14 protein-coding genes and 1 pseudogene are annotated in these 16366 nt (G+C 39.6%); 12 read left to right on the plus strand and 3 right to left on the minus strand.

Annotation, left to right across the window (positions count from 1 at the left end):
* The first annotated feature begins 16 nt into the window (after window positions 1-16).
* The 6 genes from I2F31_RS08625 (at window position 17) to I2F31_RS08650 (ending at window position 8005) form a co-directional block, all read left to right on the plus strand.
* The gene (locus I2F31_RS08625; RefSeq protein ID WP_195768626.1) at window positions 17-496 is read left to right on the plus strand and encodes a YchJ family protein; all 480 of its coding nucleotides are present in this window, start codon (window positions 17-19) and stop codon (window positions 494-496) included.
* A gap of 100 nt (window positions 497-596) precedes the next feature.
* Window positions 597-1238, plus strand: coding sequence for a trimeric intracellular cation channel family protein (locus tag I2F31_RS08630; RefSeq protein ID WP_195768625.1), 642 nt, complete (start codon window positions 597-599; stop codon window positions 1236-1238).
* A gap of 51 nt (window positions 1239-1289) precedes the next feature.
* Window positions 1290-2618, plus strand: a complete 1329-nt coding sequence (gene niaP, locus I2F31_RS08635; RefSeq protein ID WP_195773767.1) for a niacin transporter NiaP — start codon at window positions 1290-1292, stop codon at window positions 2616-2618.
* Between the two features lie 94 nt (window positions 2619-2712).
* Window positions 2713-3915 carry an MFS transporter gene (locus I2F31_RS08640; protein ID WP_195768623.1) on the plus strand — a complete coding sequence of 401 codons (1203 nt, stop codon included), beginning with the start codon at window positions 2713-2715 and terminating at the stop codon, window positions 3913-3915.
* A gap of 111 nt (window positions 3916-4026) precedes the next feature.
* Window positions 4027-6246 (plus strand): DNA topoisomerase IV subunit A, encoded by a 2220-nt coding sequence (gene parC, locus I2F31_RS08645; protein ID WP_195768622.1) that lies wholly within the window; start codon window positions 4027-4029, stop codon window positions 6244-6246.
* Between the two features lie 88 nt (window positions 6247-6334).
* Entirely contained in the window at window positions 6335-8005 is a 1671-nt protein-coding gene (locus tag I2F31_RS08650; RefSeq protein WP_195773769.1) for an AMP-binding protein, read from the plus strand.
* 36 nt (window positions 8006-8041) lie between these two features.
* Here I2F31_RS08650 and I2F31_RS08655 read toward each other — a convergent pair whose 3' ends face one another.
* Window positions 8042-8428 (minus strand): hypothetical protein, encoded by a 387-nt coding sequence (locus I2F31_RS08655; RefSeq protein WP_195768620.1) that lies wholly within the window; start codon window positions 8426-8428, stop codon window positions 8042-8044.
* Window positions 8429-8535: 107 nt separating this feature from the next.
* Here I2F31_RS08655 and I2F31_RS08660 point away from each other — a divergent pair, with 107 nt between their 5' ends.
* On the plus strand, window positions 8536-8940 hold the full coding sequence (locus I2F31_RS08660; protein WP_195768829.1) for an MAPEG family protein: 405 nt from the start codon (window positions 8536-8538) through the stop codon (window positions 8938-8940).
* 226 nt (window positions 8941-9166) lie between these two features.
* Window positions 9167-9691 (plus strand): inorganic diphosphatase, encoded by a 525-nt coding sequence (gene ppa / locus I2F31_RS08665; protein WP_195768619.1) that lies wholly within the window; start codon window positions 9167-9169, stop codon window positions 9689-9691.
* A gap of 67 nt (window positions 9692-9758) precedes the next feature.
* Here ppa and I2F31_RS08670 read toward each other — a convergent pair whose 3' ends face one another.
* Window positions 9759-11033, minus strand: a complete 1275-nt coding sequence (locus I2F31_RS08670) for an OprD family outer membrane porin (RefSeq protein WP_195768618.1) — start codon at window positions 11031-11033, stop codon at window positions 9759-9761.
* Window positions 11034-11338: 305 nt separating this feature from the next.
* Between I2F31_RS08670 and I2F31_RS08675 the strand changes: the two genes are divergently transcribed.
* Window positions 11339-12115: a TorF family putative porin gene (locus I2F31_RS08675; RefSeq protein WP_195768617.1), complete on the plus strand. Its 777-nt coding sequence runs from the start codon at window positions 11339-11341 to the stop codon at window positions 12113-12115.
* A gap of 43 nt (window positions 12116-12158) precedes the next feature.
* On the opposite strand, the pseudogene I2F31_RS08680 reads toward I2F31_RS08675, so the two are convergent.
* Window positions 12159-12809 (minus strand): annotated as a pseudogene (locus I2F31_RS08680) (ATP-binding protein); the annotation flags it as partial.
* A 114-nt stretch (window positions 12810-12923) separates the two neighbouring features.
* Between I2F31_RS08680 and I2F31_RS08685 the strand changes: the two are divergent.
* Genes I2F31_RS08685 through I2F31_RS08695 form a run of 3 tightly spaced genes read left to right on the plus strand, consistent with a single transcriptional unit; the run spans window position 12924 to window position 16353 of the window.
* Window positions 12924-13619: a heteromeric transposase endonuclease subunit TnsA gene (locus tag I2F31_RS08685; RefSeq protein ID WP_032047828.1), complete on the plus strand. Its 696-nt coding sequence runs from the start codon at window positions 12924-12926 to the stop codon at window positions 13617-13619.
* Window positions 13616-15505 (plus strand): Mu transposase C-terminal domain-containing protein, encoded by a 1890-nt coding sequence (locus I2F31_RS08690; RefSeq protein ID WP_195768616.1) that lies wholly within the window; start codon window positions 13616-13618, stop codon window positions 15503-15505. Before I2F31_RS08685 ends, I2F31_RS08690 begins: the two co-directional genes overlap by 4 nt.
* Window positions 15502-16353: a TniB family NTP-binding protein gene (locus I2F31_RS08695; protein WP_195768615.1), complete on the plus strand. Its 852-nt coding sequence runs from the start codon at window positions 15502-15504 to the stop codon at window positions 16351-16353. Before I2F31_RS08690 ends, I2F31_RS08695 begins: the two co-directional genes overlap by 4 nt.
* Window positions 16354-16366 lie beyond the last annotated feature (13 nt).

Consider the following 16366-nt stretch of genomic DNA (forward strand, 5'->3'; position numbering starts at 1 on the left):
AAAAGGCTATTTTTTTATGTCTGAAAACATTTGTCCATGTGGTCATACTCAGAAAAACTATGTTGAATGTTGTCAACCCTTACATGATGGGGCATCTTGGGCGCAAAGTCCCGAACAACTCATGCGTTCTCGTTATAGTGCTTTTGTACAACAAAAAATAGATTATATTGTGAAAACAACTGCAGTTGGTCAGCAATCTCAGCTTGATGTTGTGGCATTAAAAGAGTGGAGTTGTCGTACGCAGTGGCATCATTTAGAAGTATTACAATATGAGATCGTAAAAGATAAACGCCATGCCTATGTCGAGTTCAAAGCCTACTTTATGCAAGGTACACAGTTACAAGCCCATCATGAAAAGTCAGCTTTTGTTTGTCTAGATCAGCAGTGGTATTTTTTAGACCCTACAGTAGATTTGCACTACACCATGAAACAGTCTTGTATTTGTGGTTCAAACAAAAAGTTTAAGGCATGTTGCTACTCATTTTTAGCCATTTAGACTGAAATATCATTAAAAATATATTTCATCTTTTTTAATCTTTAAATGGGGTTAATTCGGTAAAATAACGCCCAATTTTAGCCCTCGACAAGGAAAGGGTATGCTACTCACGATTATTTATATTGTTGCGATTACTGCTGAAGCCATGACTGGTGCATTGTCTGCAGGTCGCCGTAGTATGGACTGGTTTGGGGTGATTTTGATTGCATGTGTGACAGCCCTTGGCGGAGGTTCGGTACGTGATGTACTGCTAGGGCACTATCCTTTAGGTTGGGTAAAACACCCAGAGTATTTGGTGCTGACCTGTTGTGCTGCATTGTTTACAATATTTATTGCAAAATGGATGAGGCATTTACGTTCAATATTCTTATTACTTGATGCACTTGGTCTGATTGGTTTTACTATTATTGGTTGTCAGATTTCGATCCATTTAGGGCATGGTTTTGTAGTGTCTGCTGTTGCAGGGATGATGACAGGGGTATCTGGCGGTATTTTACGTGATATTTTATGTAACGACATTCCACTCGTATTTCGCCGTGAATTGTATGCCAGTATTTCTTTTGTGGCTGTGATCTGCTATTGGCTGTGTATGTCTATGGGCATGTCACTTGAAGGTACAGTGGTCACCACCTTAATTTTTGGTTTTAGTTTGCGTGTGATTGCCATTTATTTTGGTTTGGAAATGCCAAAATTTATTTACCAAGATGATGATGATCAGTCTGCATCATCAAAAGACCATTAATACAATAAACAAATTTAATCTATAAATGTAGGTCAATGATCAGGAGATCTCATGACTGATTTAATTACACGGGTACAACGCTTACCTGTAGGTAAGTTTCATTACACTTTATTATGGGTGGTGGGTTTGGGGTGGATGTTTGATGCTATGGATACGGGCATCATTGCATTTATTTTACCAACGCTCATTAAAGATTGGCATTTGAGCCCTGCACAAAGTGGACTTATTGTCAGTATAAGCTTTGTGGGTATGGCTTTGGGTGCCATTTTTTCAGGGGGTCTGGCAGACCGATTCGGTCGTAAAGTGATGTTTATGGTCACTTTAGCCATTTATAGTATTGCAACAGCGTGTTGTGCGTTCGCACCGAATTTAACCTGGCTGTTAGTATTTCGCTTTATGGTGGGTGTTGGTTTGGGTGGGCAATTACCTGTTGCTGTGTCACTGGTTAGTGAGTATATGCCTGCACATGTGCGTGGGCGATTTATTGTTTTGCTAGAAAGTTTTTGGGGCTTAGGTTGGCTTATTGCAGCACTGGTGTCTTATTTTCTTATTCCTAAACTGAGTTGGCATGTGGCCTTTTTAATTGGTGGCTTGCCATTATTTTATGTATGGGTGATTTGGAAGAAAATTCCAGAATCTATCCCGTATTTAATTCAACGGGGTGACGTCCAAAAAGCCCATTTAATTGTGCAAAACTTAGAGCGTCAAGCAGGTGTTAAGGTCATACAAGAGGCAGTAATGCCTAGTGTTCGCCCACATCAAAAAATGAGCTTTAAACAGTTGTGGTCAAAAACTTTTTTACGCTCAACCATCATGTTATGGCTGATTTGGTTTGGGGTTGTATTTTCCTATTACGGTATTTTTACATGGCTACCGAGCTTGTTGGTGAAGCAAGGTTTTGACATTGTAAAATCGTTTGAATACGTTTTATTTATGATTTTAGCACAGCTTCCAGGCTATGCTGTGGCAGCGTGGTTGGTTGATAAGCTTGGGCGTAAAGCCACGCTGTCTGGTCTAATAGGATTGTGTGCAGTGTGTGCAGTGTGTGCAGTGTGTGCTTATTTCTTTGGCCAAGCACAAAGTAACCAAGAGATTATACTTTGGGGCTGTTTAATGTCATTCTTTAACCTTGGTGCATGGGGCGTTTTATATACTTATACACCAGAGCAATATCCAACCCATATACGTGCATTTGGTGCAGGGTGGGCGGCAGCTATGGGGCGTATTGGTGGTATTTTAGCCCCGATGGTTGTCACCCAAATGATGACTTTTGAGCACGCTTTTCAGCATGTATTTATGATGTTTACTGCAGTGATGCTTGCTGTTGCAGTGACTGTTGTGGTGTTAGGAAAAGAAACAAATGGTCAGCCACTCAAATAGTGGTGCTGATTGTTTTGTATCTAAATACTGAAGTTTATGTGAGATTGAATTATAATCAATCATACCTAACTGATTAAAGTATTTATATTATTGCATGGAAACCACGTCATCTGCCCACTTATCACCTTTTCAACTCAATAAACGCATACTTTCTGTTGTGATGTTTACCTTTATGGCGTACTTGTCCATTGGCTTGCCTTTGGCAGTACTGCCACAATTGGTACATAAACAGCTTGGGTTTAGTTCGTTTGTTGCAGGTCTTGTGATTAGTATGCAGTATGTGGCGACTTTAGGGTTTAGACCTAAAGCTGGCCAGTTGGCTGACTCACTTGGTGCTCGAACAGTGGTGCTGATTGGTTTGGCATGCTGTGCCATGAGTGGCGTGTTTGGTATTTTGGCCATTTTGTTTTTGTCGAATCCAAGCGTAAGTATTGTCCTACTCATTTGTAGCCGTTTATTTTTGGGTACAGGTGAAAGTTTTACCAGCACAGGGGCAACCTTGTGGGGCATGAACTTAGTCGACCGTAGTGAAACATCCCGTGTGATTTCATGGAATGGTGTGGCAACGTATTCTGCAATGGCCTTTGGTGCACCACTCGGGGTATTTTTAGATGCAAAAATTCCGTTGTATGGCTTTGCGATATTCACCTTACTCATTTCGAGTATTGGTTTGGTCTTGGCTTACCGTAAACCAAAAATTAAAGTCAAAGTAGATACTAAAATTGCCTTTTTAAAAGTGGCATCTCGAGTGTGGATATTTGGTGTCGCCTTGGCACTCGGTACAGTTGGCTTTGGGGTGCTTTCTACTTTTATTACCCTTTATTTTGCTGAACAGCATTGGCCAAATCCTGCGTATGCTTTGAGTATTTTTGGTGCAGGTTTTGTGATTATTCGTCTTATTTTTGGCAAAATGATTCCAAAGTTTGGTGGTATTAAAGTCTGTCTGGTGTCTTTTGTAGTAGAAGCACTCGGCCTATTTTTAATTTGGGGCGGTGAGCATATTGGCATTATTTATACAGGTGCATTTTTAGTTGGTGCAGGTTTTTCTTTGGTGTTTCCATCTTTAGGGGTCGAGGCGGTCAAGCAAGTCGAAGCTAAAAATAGAGGTTCAGCACTTGGGGTTTATAATGCCTTTTTAGATATTGCCCTCATGTTTATTGGGCCCATGGCAGGTTTACTGATTCCTTTAATTGGTATACGAGATGTGTATGGCCTTGCAGGCGTGATTACAGTCTTTGCTGTACTGCTCATGGCGTACCTATTATATAGGGCGAAACACCTGCAAAAAGCAGTATAACTGCACATAAAATCGATAAAAATTGACGACAATAGAACAAATACTTGATCGCTTGCATCGCACGGTCTAGCATAGGCTCAGATTAAAAGTAATATACTGGCTGTTGTCCTTATGTCTAACCTTCATCAGCATGCAACTGAAAACCGTTCAGTTGCTGAGTTTACCGAACAAGCCTATTTAAATTACGCCATGTACGTGATTATGGATCGTGCATTGCCACATATTAGTGATGGGCTTAAGCCTGTGCAACGCCGTATTGTATATGCGATGAGTGAGCTTGGGTTAAAAAACAGTGGTAAGCCTAAGAAATCTGCACGTACAGTGGGTGATGTATTAGGTAAGTATCACCCACATGGCGACTCGGCGTGTTATGAAGCGATGGTGCTGATGGCACAGCCTTTTAGTTATCGTTATCCGTTTGTAGAAGGGCAAGGCAACTGGGGTTCACCAGATGACCCAAAATCATTTGCGGCCATGCGTTATACCGAAGCCAAACTTTCACAGTACAGTGAATTATTACTCTCTGAATTAGGGCAAGGTACGTGTGAGTGGCAAGATAATTTTGATGGTTCAATGAAAGAACCCATTAATTTACCTGCTCGTGTGCCCAATATTTTGCTTAATGGTACAACAGGCATTGCGGTGGGTATGGCAACCGATGTGCCACCACATAACTTGCGTGAAGTGATTAAAGGGACCATTGCTTTAATCCGTAACCCAAATTTAACAGATACCAAAATTGCTGAGTATATTCCAGGCCCAGATTTGCCCACCCATGCTGAAATTATTACGCCAAAAGAAGAGCTCTTAAAAATACAAAGCACAGGGCGTGGTAGCTACCGTATGCGTGCCACATACACACTTGAAAAAAATGAAATTGTCATTGCACAACTGCCATATCAAGTGTCTGGTTCAAAAGTGATTACTCAGATTGCTGACCAAATGCAGGGTAAGAAGTTACCATGGGTGTCCGATATTCGAGATGAGTCTGACCATAAAAACCCAACCCGTATAGTCATTGTGTTGCGTTCAAACCGTGTAGATGCAGACATGGTTATGAGCCATTTATTTGCTACGACTGACTTAGAAAGTAGCTATCGTGTTAACTTAAACATGATTGGGGCAGATGGTCGCCCACAAGTGAAATCTATTCGCCAAATTTTACTTGAGTGGATAGAAATACGAAAAAATACCGTGACACGCCGTTTACAGTATCATTTAAATAAAATTGAAAAACGCTTACACATTTTAGCAGGGCTTTTGATTGCTTATTTAGACATAGACACGGTCATCAAAATTATTCGTGAAGAAGACAAGCCAAAACCTGTACTGATGGCACACTTTAATTTAGATGAAATTCAAGCGGAAGCCATTTTAGAGCTGAAACTGCGCCATTTGGCCAAGCTAGAAGAAATGGAAATTCGACAAGAGCAAGATGAATTGTCTGCACGAGCAGCTATTATTCGTGAGCAATTAGAAAACCCTGAGTCACTTAAAAATCTTATTATTGATGAGTTGAAAACTGATGCGAAAAAATTTGGTGATGATCGTCGATCGCCAATCGTGACCCGTGCCGATGCAGTACAGTTAAAAGAACAAGACTTTATTCCTGCGGAAGCCGTCACCGTGGTATTGTCGCAAGCAGGTTGGATACGGTCTGCCAAAGGTGCAGATGTTGACGCAGAAAAACTAAATTATAGAGCAGGTGATCAATATTTAAGTCACGCCTCTGGAAAAAGTAATCAAAAAGTTTATGTGCTTGATGATACAGGTCGTAGCTATGCTTTAAATATTTCTACACTGCCTTCGGCAAGAGGTTTGGGTGAGCCATTAACATCTCGTTTGTCACCTGCGCAAGGGGTGCGTTTTAAACAACTTCTGATTGCAGACGATGAACAAGCCCTCACAGTACTCAGCTCGGCAGGATTTGGCTTTAATACCAAAGCACAGGCCTTAGATACCAATGCGAAAGCAGGAAAAGCATTTTTAACATTGCCTGAAAATGCTGAAATTTTTCCGCTTCAAGTGGTGCAACAGCAGACCCATTTGGCACTTTTAAGTTCTGCAGGGCGTTTATTGGTGGTCGATTTAGCAGAATTGCCAATGCTAAATAAAGGCAAAGGCAATAAGTTAATGGCTTTAGATGTGCAAGATACCATTGTTGCAGCACAGCTTCTAGCATTGTCAGACACGCTAGAAGTCACCGCAGGACAGCAAAAACTGAAACTAAAAGGTGACGACTTACAGAAATATGTTGCCAAGCGTGCAAGTAAAGGCCATATTTTACCAAGAGGCTACCAAAAAGCACATCAGTTATTTTGTTTAGCCTGAAGCTAAGCTACGGTAGTAAAAAATAAGCACATGAAGCATAAATTGTCAGACAGCAACATACGTATTTGGAATTGAAGTGAGCAGAATTATGGAAAAGAGATGGTTTAGTGAGTTGGAAAAGACAGGGATCCAAAATGAGATTAACTTGCCTCCAGAAAATACTTCATTGCTCGATCTTTTCGAAAGTAGCTTTCAAAAATACGGTTCACGACAAGCTTTTATCTTTATGGATAAAGCCATTTCTTATACAGAATTAGAAGAGGAAAGCCGTAAATTTGCCTGTTATCTGCAAGGTATTGGTCTGAAACAAGGCGATCGTGTTGCGATTATGATGCCGAACGTTTTGCAATACCCTGTGGTAAGCTTAGGTGTATTGCGTGCAGGCTGTGTATTGGTCAATGTTAATCCACTCTATACAGCACGTGAGTTAGAACATCAGCTGAATGATGCAGATGTAGATACTTTGGTAATTATTGAAAACTTTGCTTCTGTATACGAAAAAATTATTGGTAAAACACCTGTTAAACATGTGGTGGTTGCCACAGTTGGCGATATGCTAGGCTTTGTTAAAGGCAATGTAGTGAACTTTGTTTTACGTAAAATACGTAAGCAAATTCCAAAATGGAATATTCCAGGAGCTGTTTCATTTAATGATGCACAGAGCCAATTTAATCCAAGCCAATATAAACGCCCATCGTTAAATTTAGCCGATACTGCTTTATTACAGTATACGGGGGGTACTACGGGTGTATCGAAAGGGGCAGAGTTAACACACCGCAACCTTGTGGCCAATATGCTACAAATTCGCAACCTATTTGACAGCAAGTTTAGAACACTGCCACATGTCGAATACCGTTTCTTAGCCGCTTTGCCGTTGTATCATATTTTTGCTTTCACCTTATGTGAGCTTTATGCACTGTGCCAAGGTGCAACCAATCTGTTGATACCTAATCCGCGCGATTTACCTGCTTTGGTGAAAGAAATTGGTAAATTTAAGCCTACGCTCTTTCCTGCAGTGAATACCTTGTTTAATGCGCTGATTCATAATGAAGAATTTAAGCAACTTGACCATAGCCAAATGCAAATTGCTGTTGGTGGTGGTATGCCAGTACTGCCTGCAACGGCAGCTGCATGGAAAAAATACACAGGTATTATTATTCATGAAGGCTATGGCTTATCTGAAACTTCGCCAGCCGTGGTATTTAATCCACCAATATCTGAAGAATTTACGGGCACGATTGGTATTCCGTTACCAACCACAGACGTTGCATTGTTAGATGATGATGGCAAAGAAGTACCTTTAGGTGAACAGGGGGAAATTTCAATTAAAGGCCCTCAAGTCATGAAGGGCTATTGGAAACGTCCTGATGAAACAGAGCAAGTCATGACAAAAGATGGCTTTTTCCGTACAGGTGATATTGGTGTCATGGATGAAAAAGGCTACATTAAAATTGTAGACCGTAAAAAAGACATGATTTTGGTGTCAGGTTTTAACGTGTACCCAAATGAAATTGAAGAAGTGGTTTCGCATCACCCGAAAGTGTTAGAAGTGGCTGTGATTGGTGTGCCTGATGAGAAATCAGGTGAAGCACCAAAATTATTTGTGGTGAAAAAAGATCCATCCCTCACCACAGAAGAAATTTTGGCCTATGCAAAAAGTAATTTAACAGGCTACAAACGCCCACGTTATGTCGAATTTATAGATGAACTGCCAAAGTCACCTGTAGGTAAGATTTTGCGTAAAGAGCTTAGAAAATAAAGCCCGATAAAAAAGACCGATATCTTCGGTCTTTTTTTATGGTTGACTATTTTGCATGAGCTGGTCTAGGCGAGGGCGAGCAAAATGTATAATGACCATAAAGCTGATCATCGTACCTGCTTGCATTTTAAATGGTGTCATTGCAAATGTACCATAACTAAAAAAGTTATCTAACAGGCAATATAAAAGGACCACGATCATACACAGCAGTAGCGGCAAGCGTTTGATTCCTACCGCAATCAATGCAATGGTCAGTACCACAAAGGTTGCCACTGTAGATTGCCAATTTAGATTGGCACAAATGACACTAATTAAAAAAGCCATAATAGGTAAGACAATATATAAAATACGATCTAATTTTTTCTGAGCGTTACTGTGCTGTGCTAAGGCAATGAGTAACTCATCTTGATCTTGTTTAGACATATCTTCCCTATATACAAATTGCTATATTTAACCGAAAAAATCATCAAAAAGCCATGATATGATAGCCAACAATAGATAAATTTCATCGAGATGACAATACAATGATTATGCAAAGCATCAGTACAGTGGCTTATATTATTCTGATTGCTTGTTTACTGCCATACGTATTTACAGTCATTGCAAAAGTTGTGGGTGGTTTTAAATTTAAAGACAATTTGAACCCTAGAGATTTTCTTGCAAAAACCACAGGCCTCGCTGCTCGAGCAGATGCAGTCCAAAAAAATAGCTTTGAAAGTTTACCGTTATTTATTGCTGCCGTATTAATGGCAGAGTATATGGTTGTAAACCAATATTTTATTTATAAATTAGGTTCGATGTATATTGTTCTGCGAATAATTTACGGAATTTGCTATTTGGCAAACTGGAGTAAACTACGCACCATCGTATGGTTTCTTTCTATGGCATGTCCAATTTTACTGTTGATTTTAGTGATTCGGTTAAACTCAGTGTGATGGTTTTGACAGAATTCATAACGACTTTTGTCAATATAGTGTCATATCATGTCGTTAAGATATGTTCAGGTACAGAAAAAACTAGATTTATCAGCTATAGTATGGCGAAGAGCTACGTCATACGATTGCAATACCCTATGAATGTTTGAAAAAGCAGTTAAAAATCATGGTGGTAAAATGTATAATTTATGACGTAATCCGTTTGACTGTCATATAGAGTATTGAAATGAGCTATAACAATATCCCTGCAGGTAAAGATGCACCAAATGATATTTATGTCATTATTGAAATTCCTGCAAATGCAGCACCAATTAAATATGAAATTGATAAAGATTCAGATGCTTTATTTGTAGACCGTTTTATGGGTACAGCAATGTTCTACCCAGCAAACTACGGCTATGTACCAAATACTTTGTCTGAAGATGGCGACCCGCTTGATGTATTGGTTGTGACACCACACCCAGTTGCACCAGGTTCTGTCATTCGTTGCCGTCCTGTTGGTAAATTAAAAATGGAAGATGACGGTGGTATTGATGCAAAACTGATTGCTGTACCACACGAAAAACTTTCACCTTTGTACAAAGATGTACAAGAGTACACGGATTTACCTCAGTTACTGCTGAACCAAATTGAACACTTCTTTGCACACTACAAAGATTTAGAGCCTGGTAAGTGGGTTAAGATCTCTGGCTGGGAAGGTGCTGATGTTGCTAAAGCTGAAGTACTTAAAGCCATTGAAGCGGCTAAATAATTTTAGTCCAAAAAAAACCTACACATTGTGTAGGTTTTTTTTTGCTTAAATATAACGTGATTCTAGATTAGAAGTTCACAGTGTATTCAATGAAGCCACGCCAATCGCTTGCATTACCTGCATAAGATTTGTACGCATCGTTTGCACGGTAAGTTGAGTTACGTAACTTAATGCTCAAGCCTTTTGCAAAACCACTTTGAACTGTGTATTTAACTTGGTTAAAGATTTCGTGCTCAGTGCCTTTTTTGCTTTGGCCATCAACTTTAATGTTCCAACCGTATAGGTAGGCAGTTGTCCAAGATAAACCAGGTACGCCGAACTGACCTAAATCGACTGAGTACATCGCTTGCATAGATTTTTCGCTATTGCCGTTGTAGTCAGAGAAGTATGAGTTAGGTAAAGCAAATGTTGCACCACCATCGCCAGCAACGCCGTAGTCGTAGCCTACGTTACCACTGCTTTGTTGGTACGTTAACATACCAGTATGTGGGCCTTGGTTATAAGTTGCAGATGTTGCCCAAAAGTTGTTCTTTTTGGTCGTATCTTTAGCACCAGTTGGGTAAGATAAAGCACTGTAGATGCCAGCATCATATTTGGTATGGTAGCCACTTGCATCGAGTGTTAACGATGCATTGTTTGCTAAAGCCATTTTATAGTTTAAGTTTAAGAAGTTACGCTCTAAAGCATCTTCAAGTTTTGAACCAAAGTATGAACCACTTAATGCATCTGTGAATTTATAGCTTGCACCCCAAACGTCAGCACGTTTTAAGTGGTTACCATCGCTTGAAATTTGGTTTACGTCTTGGTCTTTTGTGAAGTGACCATAGGTTAATTCAAGGTTTTTAATTTCACGGCTTGTTACTAATGTACCTGTGAAATATTCAGGGGTTAAGCGGTAGTCGCTACTTGCAAGTACAGGAAGTTGTAAGTATTGCGTACCATACACAACGGTTGTGTTTGAAACACGTGCTTTAATGTTTGCACCACCACGTGTCCATTGGTCACTTTTTTGGCCATTTGCATAAAGCATTTGGTTGCCAGCTTTGTTATTTTCGCCTAGTTTAAAAGAGAAGTCACCAATTAAGCCTGCACCAAAGCCTACAAGACCTTGGGTATAGCCAGAGTCTACTTTAACAATTGCAGTTTGGCCCCATGAATTTGTGTCTGCACGTCCACCTGTTCTGTCGCGGTAGATCCAGCCATTACGAAATAGAATAGATCCTTTTTCATCTTCAACAAAGCCTTTTGCTTCACTTTGTTCGCTAGCATGTACTGTTGCAGTTGAAAGTATTGCCGCGTTTACAACCAATGCAAGTGCGAGTTTTTTGTGTATTTTTGGCATTTATATCCCCGAAGGTGGACTGTAGTTCTGAGCTAATCGAAACACAGTAAGGTAACAGAAAGACTAAACAATTTATAACAAAGAAAATCTCATTTACAAATTTATTTACCATATAAAGAAGTTAACCTAACAATTTGTCAGGTTTTTTTCAATATTTTTGGTAAAATAGTCATCATTTTAATATTCAAGAATTATACCAACTTGTTTTATTTTGCAATAAAAATGTAATTTTTTTTAAATACTTGTGTTGTTGGTGCGGTCTTTGTTATTTTTGTCATGTGGTTAAACTATAGAAGGGTGTCAACATGATTAAAAAAATCGTAACTTTATCATTGCTTGCAACGGCTTCAGGGCTGGTTATGGCACAAGATAATGCACTTCAAGCATATGGCTTGACCTTTAGCGGTGCAGCAACGCTTGCTTCTGACTATCGCTTTCGTGGTCAATCTCAAACGGAAAATGACCCAGCATTGCAAGGTACATTTACGTTAGCACACACTTCGGGTTTATATTTTAATGTATTTGCTTCAAATGTGAATTTTGGTAGCGGTAGCCCTGCACATTTAGAGCTAGACCCAACCTTAGGTTTTACAACACCAATTGCACTTGGGCAGATTAAACCCAATTTAGATGTTGGTGTTGCATATTATAATTACCCAAGTGCAAGTGATTTAAATTACCCAGAATTTTATGCAAAACTTGGTTTTGCTGATGCGATCATTAAAGGTGATTTACTGACACCAAGCGTTGCTTATACCTACAAGTATGGTGGAAATTCAACGTCTGATGGCATGGGTAAAGATGTCACAAATTGGAACTTTAACTTGGCATATACAGCCCCATTTGCTGATACAGGCTTTGGTGGTGTAGCAAGTGTTGGCTATAGCAAAGCAAATGCAGAAATCTATGGGAATGATGATAACTTTGTAGACTGGAAAGTGGGTGTCACATACGGATTTAAATCAGTGGCTGGCTTAACTGCTGAACTAGATGCTGTAGGCTCAACCATTGATGGTTACACAGGTGCAGCAAACCGTGCCGTTGATTCAGGTGCAATGTTTAGTCTGACAAAAACATTCTAATATTTTTATGTTAAAAAACACCCTCAAATATGAGGGTGTTTTTTTATTCAAAAAGTGTTCTGTAGGACAGTGCTTCTGATAAATGTTTGCTCTGAATATATTGCATGCCGTCTAAGTCAGCAATTGTTCGGGCCACACGTAACACGCGATGATAACCTCTGACAGATAAATTCAGTTTTTCTTGGGCAAGCGATAACATACGTTGACACTGCTGGTCTAATAAACAATATTGCTCTAACTCACTGGTTTTTAATGATTGATTTTGTTTGTTCTGACGTTTGATTTGTTGCTGATAAGCCAGTTGAACACGTGTTTGTACTGTATCTGAGTTTTCAGAGGCTTGCTCAATGTGCATGTCTTGATAGCTCATAGGTGGTACGTCTATATGTAAATCTATACGGTCGAGTAGTGGCCCTGAAATACGATTTTGATAGCGTTTGATTTGATCTATACTGCATTGGCAACGTTGGTCTTGATTAAAATAATAACCACATGGACAAGGATTCATAGCAGCAATGAGCTGAAAGTCCGCAGGAAAAATAGCTTTCCCAGAAGCTCTTGAGATAGTTACTTCTTTACTTTCAAGTGGTTGCCTTAATACCTCAAGTACTTTTCGGTCAAATTCTGGTAGCTCATCTAAGAAAAGCACACCATGATGTGCCAAAGTAATTTCTCCAGGTTTGGGTTGTGAGCCACTGTCATTTCCAAAGAACTATGCGACAATATGAGCTAGGGTCAATGACTTAGACTGCTTTTTACAAATAACTATGCGACAAATTTTATAAAGAACTATGCAACGGAACCCAGAATGAACAATCAATCATGCGACACCGTTAACATCGTACCAGCTCGAAGAAAAATTGGTAATACACGGATTAGTGTATCTGGTTTATACCCTTTTAAAAAAGATTCGGCAGTGGCCTTTGAATCAACACTGGAACGCGATTTTCTCATTCGATTAGAGGTTGACCCTAATGTTCTTGCTGTTGAATCTCAACCCTTTACGATTGAGTATTTTGATAATGGGCAGAAACGAGTTTACACCCCTGACTACCTGGTAACTTATAAGCATGATGATTTTCTTCCATTTATTGCACCTAAACTGGTTGAAGTAAAACCTACAGATGAATTGCAACTTAATTTACATCTATGGAAAGCTAGATATCGTGCTGCCATGAGGGTATGCAAAGAAGAGGGTTGGAAATTTCATATTGCACATGAGGGTCGTATTCGGGACCAGTTATGGTCGAATGCCATGTTTTTACAAAAGTACCGAAAGATGGAATTTCCCCCTGCTGATTCAAAGCACTTATTGGATTATGTGAGAGATCGAGAAGTAGTAACTTTTGAGACTCTATTAGCCAGACATTTTCTTGGCAAATGGGACCGAGCAAATGGAATTAGTCAAATCTGGTATTTAGTTGCTCATGGTTATCTGGTTTGCGATTTAAGTGCACCTTTACAGCCATCTACTGAACTCTGGGTAAGTGGGAGTTTATCATGAATGATAGGCGTGTGAATATCAAAATAGCTGCTGGGGAACCTGTTCAGATAAAAGGGATTCCTCATACGATTATTGAAGTCATTGACCTGAAATCAGTTTTTGTTGAAAACAATAATACAGGTAGGAAAAATATTGCGGCTATCAGTGAATTAAGGCCGTCAATAGCTGTGGAACAGCATGAAGATCTAGAGCTCATCGCTGATAAAGACTGGATTGAGGCTGAAAGACGTTTCAACATCATCCGTCCTTTCATTGAGGGAGGTGTGAGTGGTCGTAAGGAAGTAGAATTACGTGCTCAGGCACATGATATAAATCCAGCCACCATATATAGATGGTTAAAAATTTATAAAGCATATGGAACTATTGATGGATTGCGACCTAGAAAAGAGGGATTGCCACAAGGCAAGAAGATAATTAATAAACATGCTGAAGCAATCATTGAAAAAGCCATCAACGATTTATACTTAACTAATCAAAGAATAAGTGTTCAAAAAGTTGTACTTGAAGTGAAACGCTTATGTCATGAATACCATATCCTAGAGGTGCCTCATGCCAATACAGTAAGAAATCGTATTGCAGCGATTAGCCAGAAAGACTCTCTTCGTAAGAGGGGACATAAGGAAAAGGCCGATAACAAATTTACACCTGCCGCAGGGAAATTCCCTCATGCTGATTATCCACTTGCCGTTGTACAGATTGACCATACACCCGTTGATCTTATTCTGGTTGATGATTTTAGCAGGTGCCCTATAGGACGACCTTTTCTTACATTGGCAATTGATGTCTATTCGAGGGTAGTTGTAGGTTATTACTTATCATTGGATGCTCCCTCTGTTATGTCGATTGCAATGAGTGTTTCTCAAGCAGTACTGCCTAAAGAGAAATGGCTAGCTTCGCGCAAGATACAAGCTGAATGGCCTGTCTGGGGAATTATGAACACTATTCATGTCGATAATGGATCTGAGTTTCACTCAGAAACTTTTAGAAATGCTTGTATGGCCCATGACATTCGTCTGGAATACAGACCAGTTAAAAAACCACGTTTTGGTGGCCACATTGAACGTTTGATGGGAACATTTGCAACCGATATTCATGCAGTTCCAGGAACAACTTTTTCAAATATTTTTGAAAGAAAAGGCTACAACTCAGATACAGAAGCAGTTTTCACATTCTCCGAATTTGAGGACTGGTTGATTGATTTTATCTGTAATGTTTACCATAAAAGAAAGCATTCCGCTTTAGGTACTTCGCCACTACATGCTTTTGAGTTGGGTATTTTTGGCGATAAAAACACGTTAGGTTCTGGAGCAGCCAGATTGCCTGCAAATGATCATAATTTCTTTCTTGATTTTCTACCAAGTTTTGAAAGGACGATTCAAACAACAGGTGTAACAATCGATGGCCTTGCTTATTATGCTGATGTGCTAAGAGGTTGGATTAATGCCGTAGATCCTGATAATCAAAAAGAAAAACGTAAATTTATCTTTAGGCGTGATCCAAGGAATATTAGTGAGATATGGTTCTTTGATCCCGAAATCAAAAATTATTTTAAGGTTCCTTTAGCTGATCAAAGTATTCCACCATTTAGTATTTGGGAACACAAAAAGATTCAGGAACTAAAAAAGGAAACTGGCGAATATCTAAAAGATCATGAACTTGGACAGGCTCTAGCTAAACTTCGGGAACGTGTTCAGGAAGCAAGCACAAAAACTCGACGGGCTCGCAGATCACATCAGCGCAGTACCCAACACCGACAGAGTGTTAACCCTGCGTCAATTCAGGGCAAAAAACCTCAACAAGAGAGTACGATTTTGGAGCAACAGCTTGAAAGCGTATATGGTTTATTGCCTCTCGATGAGCTGGAAAATGATGAGGATATTTCATGACTAACTATTCACATGTTTTTCAAGAGTTTCGCCCTATTGTGGAACAGTCTAATGAGGACAGACTCTACTTCCTGGAAGAGGACCGATGGATTGGGTATCCAGCAGCCAATAACTTACTAGACCAATTGAAAGGATTCCTGACCCTGCCGAAGCGGAGCCGTATGCCCAACTTACTGGTATTGAGTAAGCCAAATAATGGTAAGACTTCAATTATTAATCAGTTCTTTAAGCTGTATGGGGAGGGTTATGTCAATGCAGAAAATAATGCAGTAAAACCTGTAATTGTTGTGCAGGCACCTGTTTCACCTGATGAAAAAGCTTTGTATATGGCTATTCTTGATAAGTTCTGGGTTCCCTTTCGAGAAAGAGACCCTGTTGCGAAGCTACGTTACCAAGTGGTTCATTGCCTTAAACTTTACGAGGTAAAACTCCTCATTATCGACGAAATGAATTCTTTATTATGTGGCAGCCCGATTAAGCAAAGAACAGTAATGAATGCAATTAAGTATTTGTGTAATGAAACACAGATACCCATTGTTGGGTTTGGTACAGAAGAAGCGATTAGTGTCCTGCGTACTGATCCACAGCATGTAAGCCGTTTTCGTGTGGTTAATTTGCCCTTATGGAAACTAGATAAGGACTTTCAGGCCATGGTAAATAAGTTTGAAAAAGTTCTTCCACTCAAACAGGCTTCCAAACTAGCTGAGCCAGCAACAGTAAAATATCTACATGATATTACCGATGGAAATTTAGGTAATCTGCGAACGATTTTACGGGAAGCTGCAAAGAAAGCTATTGTTTCTGGTCAGGAGTTTATCGACCGTAGCTTACTAGAAAGTGTGAAATAAGCCATGTGGAGGA

Origin of the sequence: Acinetobacter rathckeae, assembly GCF_015627125.1 — a bacterium.
Classification (GTDB): domain Bacteria; phylum Pseudomonadota; class Gammaproteobacteria; order Pseudomonadales; family Moraxellaceae; genus Acinetobacter; species Acinetobacter rathckeae.

Excerpts from the sequence above, each read along its gene's own strand:
- I2F31_RS08625 (WP_195768626.1), top strand. The coding sequence starts at position 17 with ATGTCTGAAAACATTTGTCCATGTGGTCATACTCAGAAAAACTATGTT.
- I2F31_RS08630 (WP_195768625.1), top strand. The coding sequence starts at position 597 with ATGCTACTCACGATTATTTATATTGTTGCGATTACTGCTGAAGCCATG.
- niaP (WP_195773767.1), top strand. The coding sequence starts at position 1,290 with ATGACTGATTTAATTACACGGGTACAACGCTTACCTGTAGGTAAGTTT.
- I2F31_RS08640 (WP_195768623.1), top strand. The coding sequence starts at position 2,713 with ATGGAAACCACGTCATCTGCCCACTTATCACCTTTTCAACTCAATAAA.
- parC (WP_195768622.1), top strand. The coding sequence starts at position 4,027 with ATGTCTAACCTTCATCAGCATGCAACTGAAAACCGTTCAGTTGCTGAG.
- I2F31_RS08650 (WP_195773769.1), top strand. The coding sequence starts at position 6,335 with ATGGAAAAGAGATGGTTTAGTGAGTTGGAAAAGACAGGGATCCAAAAT.
- I2F31_RS08655 (WP_195768620.1), bottom strand. The coding sequence starts at position 8,428 with ATGTCTAAACAAGATCAAGATGAGTTACTCATTGCCTTAGCACAGCAC.
- I2F31_RS08660 (WP_195768829.1), top strand. The coding sequence starts at position 8,536 with ATGCAAAGCATCAGTACAGTGGCTTATATTATTCTGATTGCTTGTTTA.
- ppa (WP_195768619.1), top strand. The coding sequence starts at position 9,167 with ATGAGCTATAACAATATCCCTGCAGGTAAAGATGCACCAAATGATATT.
- I2F31_RS08670 (WP_195768618.1), bottom strand. The coding sequence starts at position 11,033 with ATGCCAAAAATACACAAAAAACTCGCACTTGCATTGGTTGTAAACGCG.
- I2F31_RS08675 (WP_195768617.1), top strand. The coding sequence starts at position 11,339 with ATGATTAAAAAAATCGTAACTTTATCATTGCTTGCAACGGCTTCAGGG.
- I2F31_RS08685 (WP_032047828.1), top strand. The coding sequence starts at position 12,924 with ATGAACAATCAATCATGCGACACCGTTAACATCGTACCAGCTCGAAGA.
- I2F31_RS08690 (WP_195768616.1), top strand. The coding sequence starts at position 13,616 with ATGAATGATAGGCGTGTGAATATCAAAATAGCTGCTGGGGAACCTGTT.
- I2F31_RS08695 (WP_195768615.1), top strand. The coding sequence starts at position 15,502 with ATGACTAACTATTCACATGTTTTTCAAGAGTTTCGCCCTATTGTGGAA.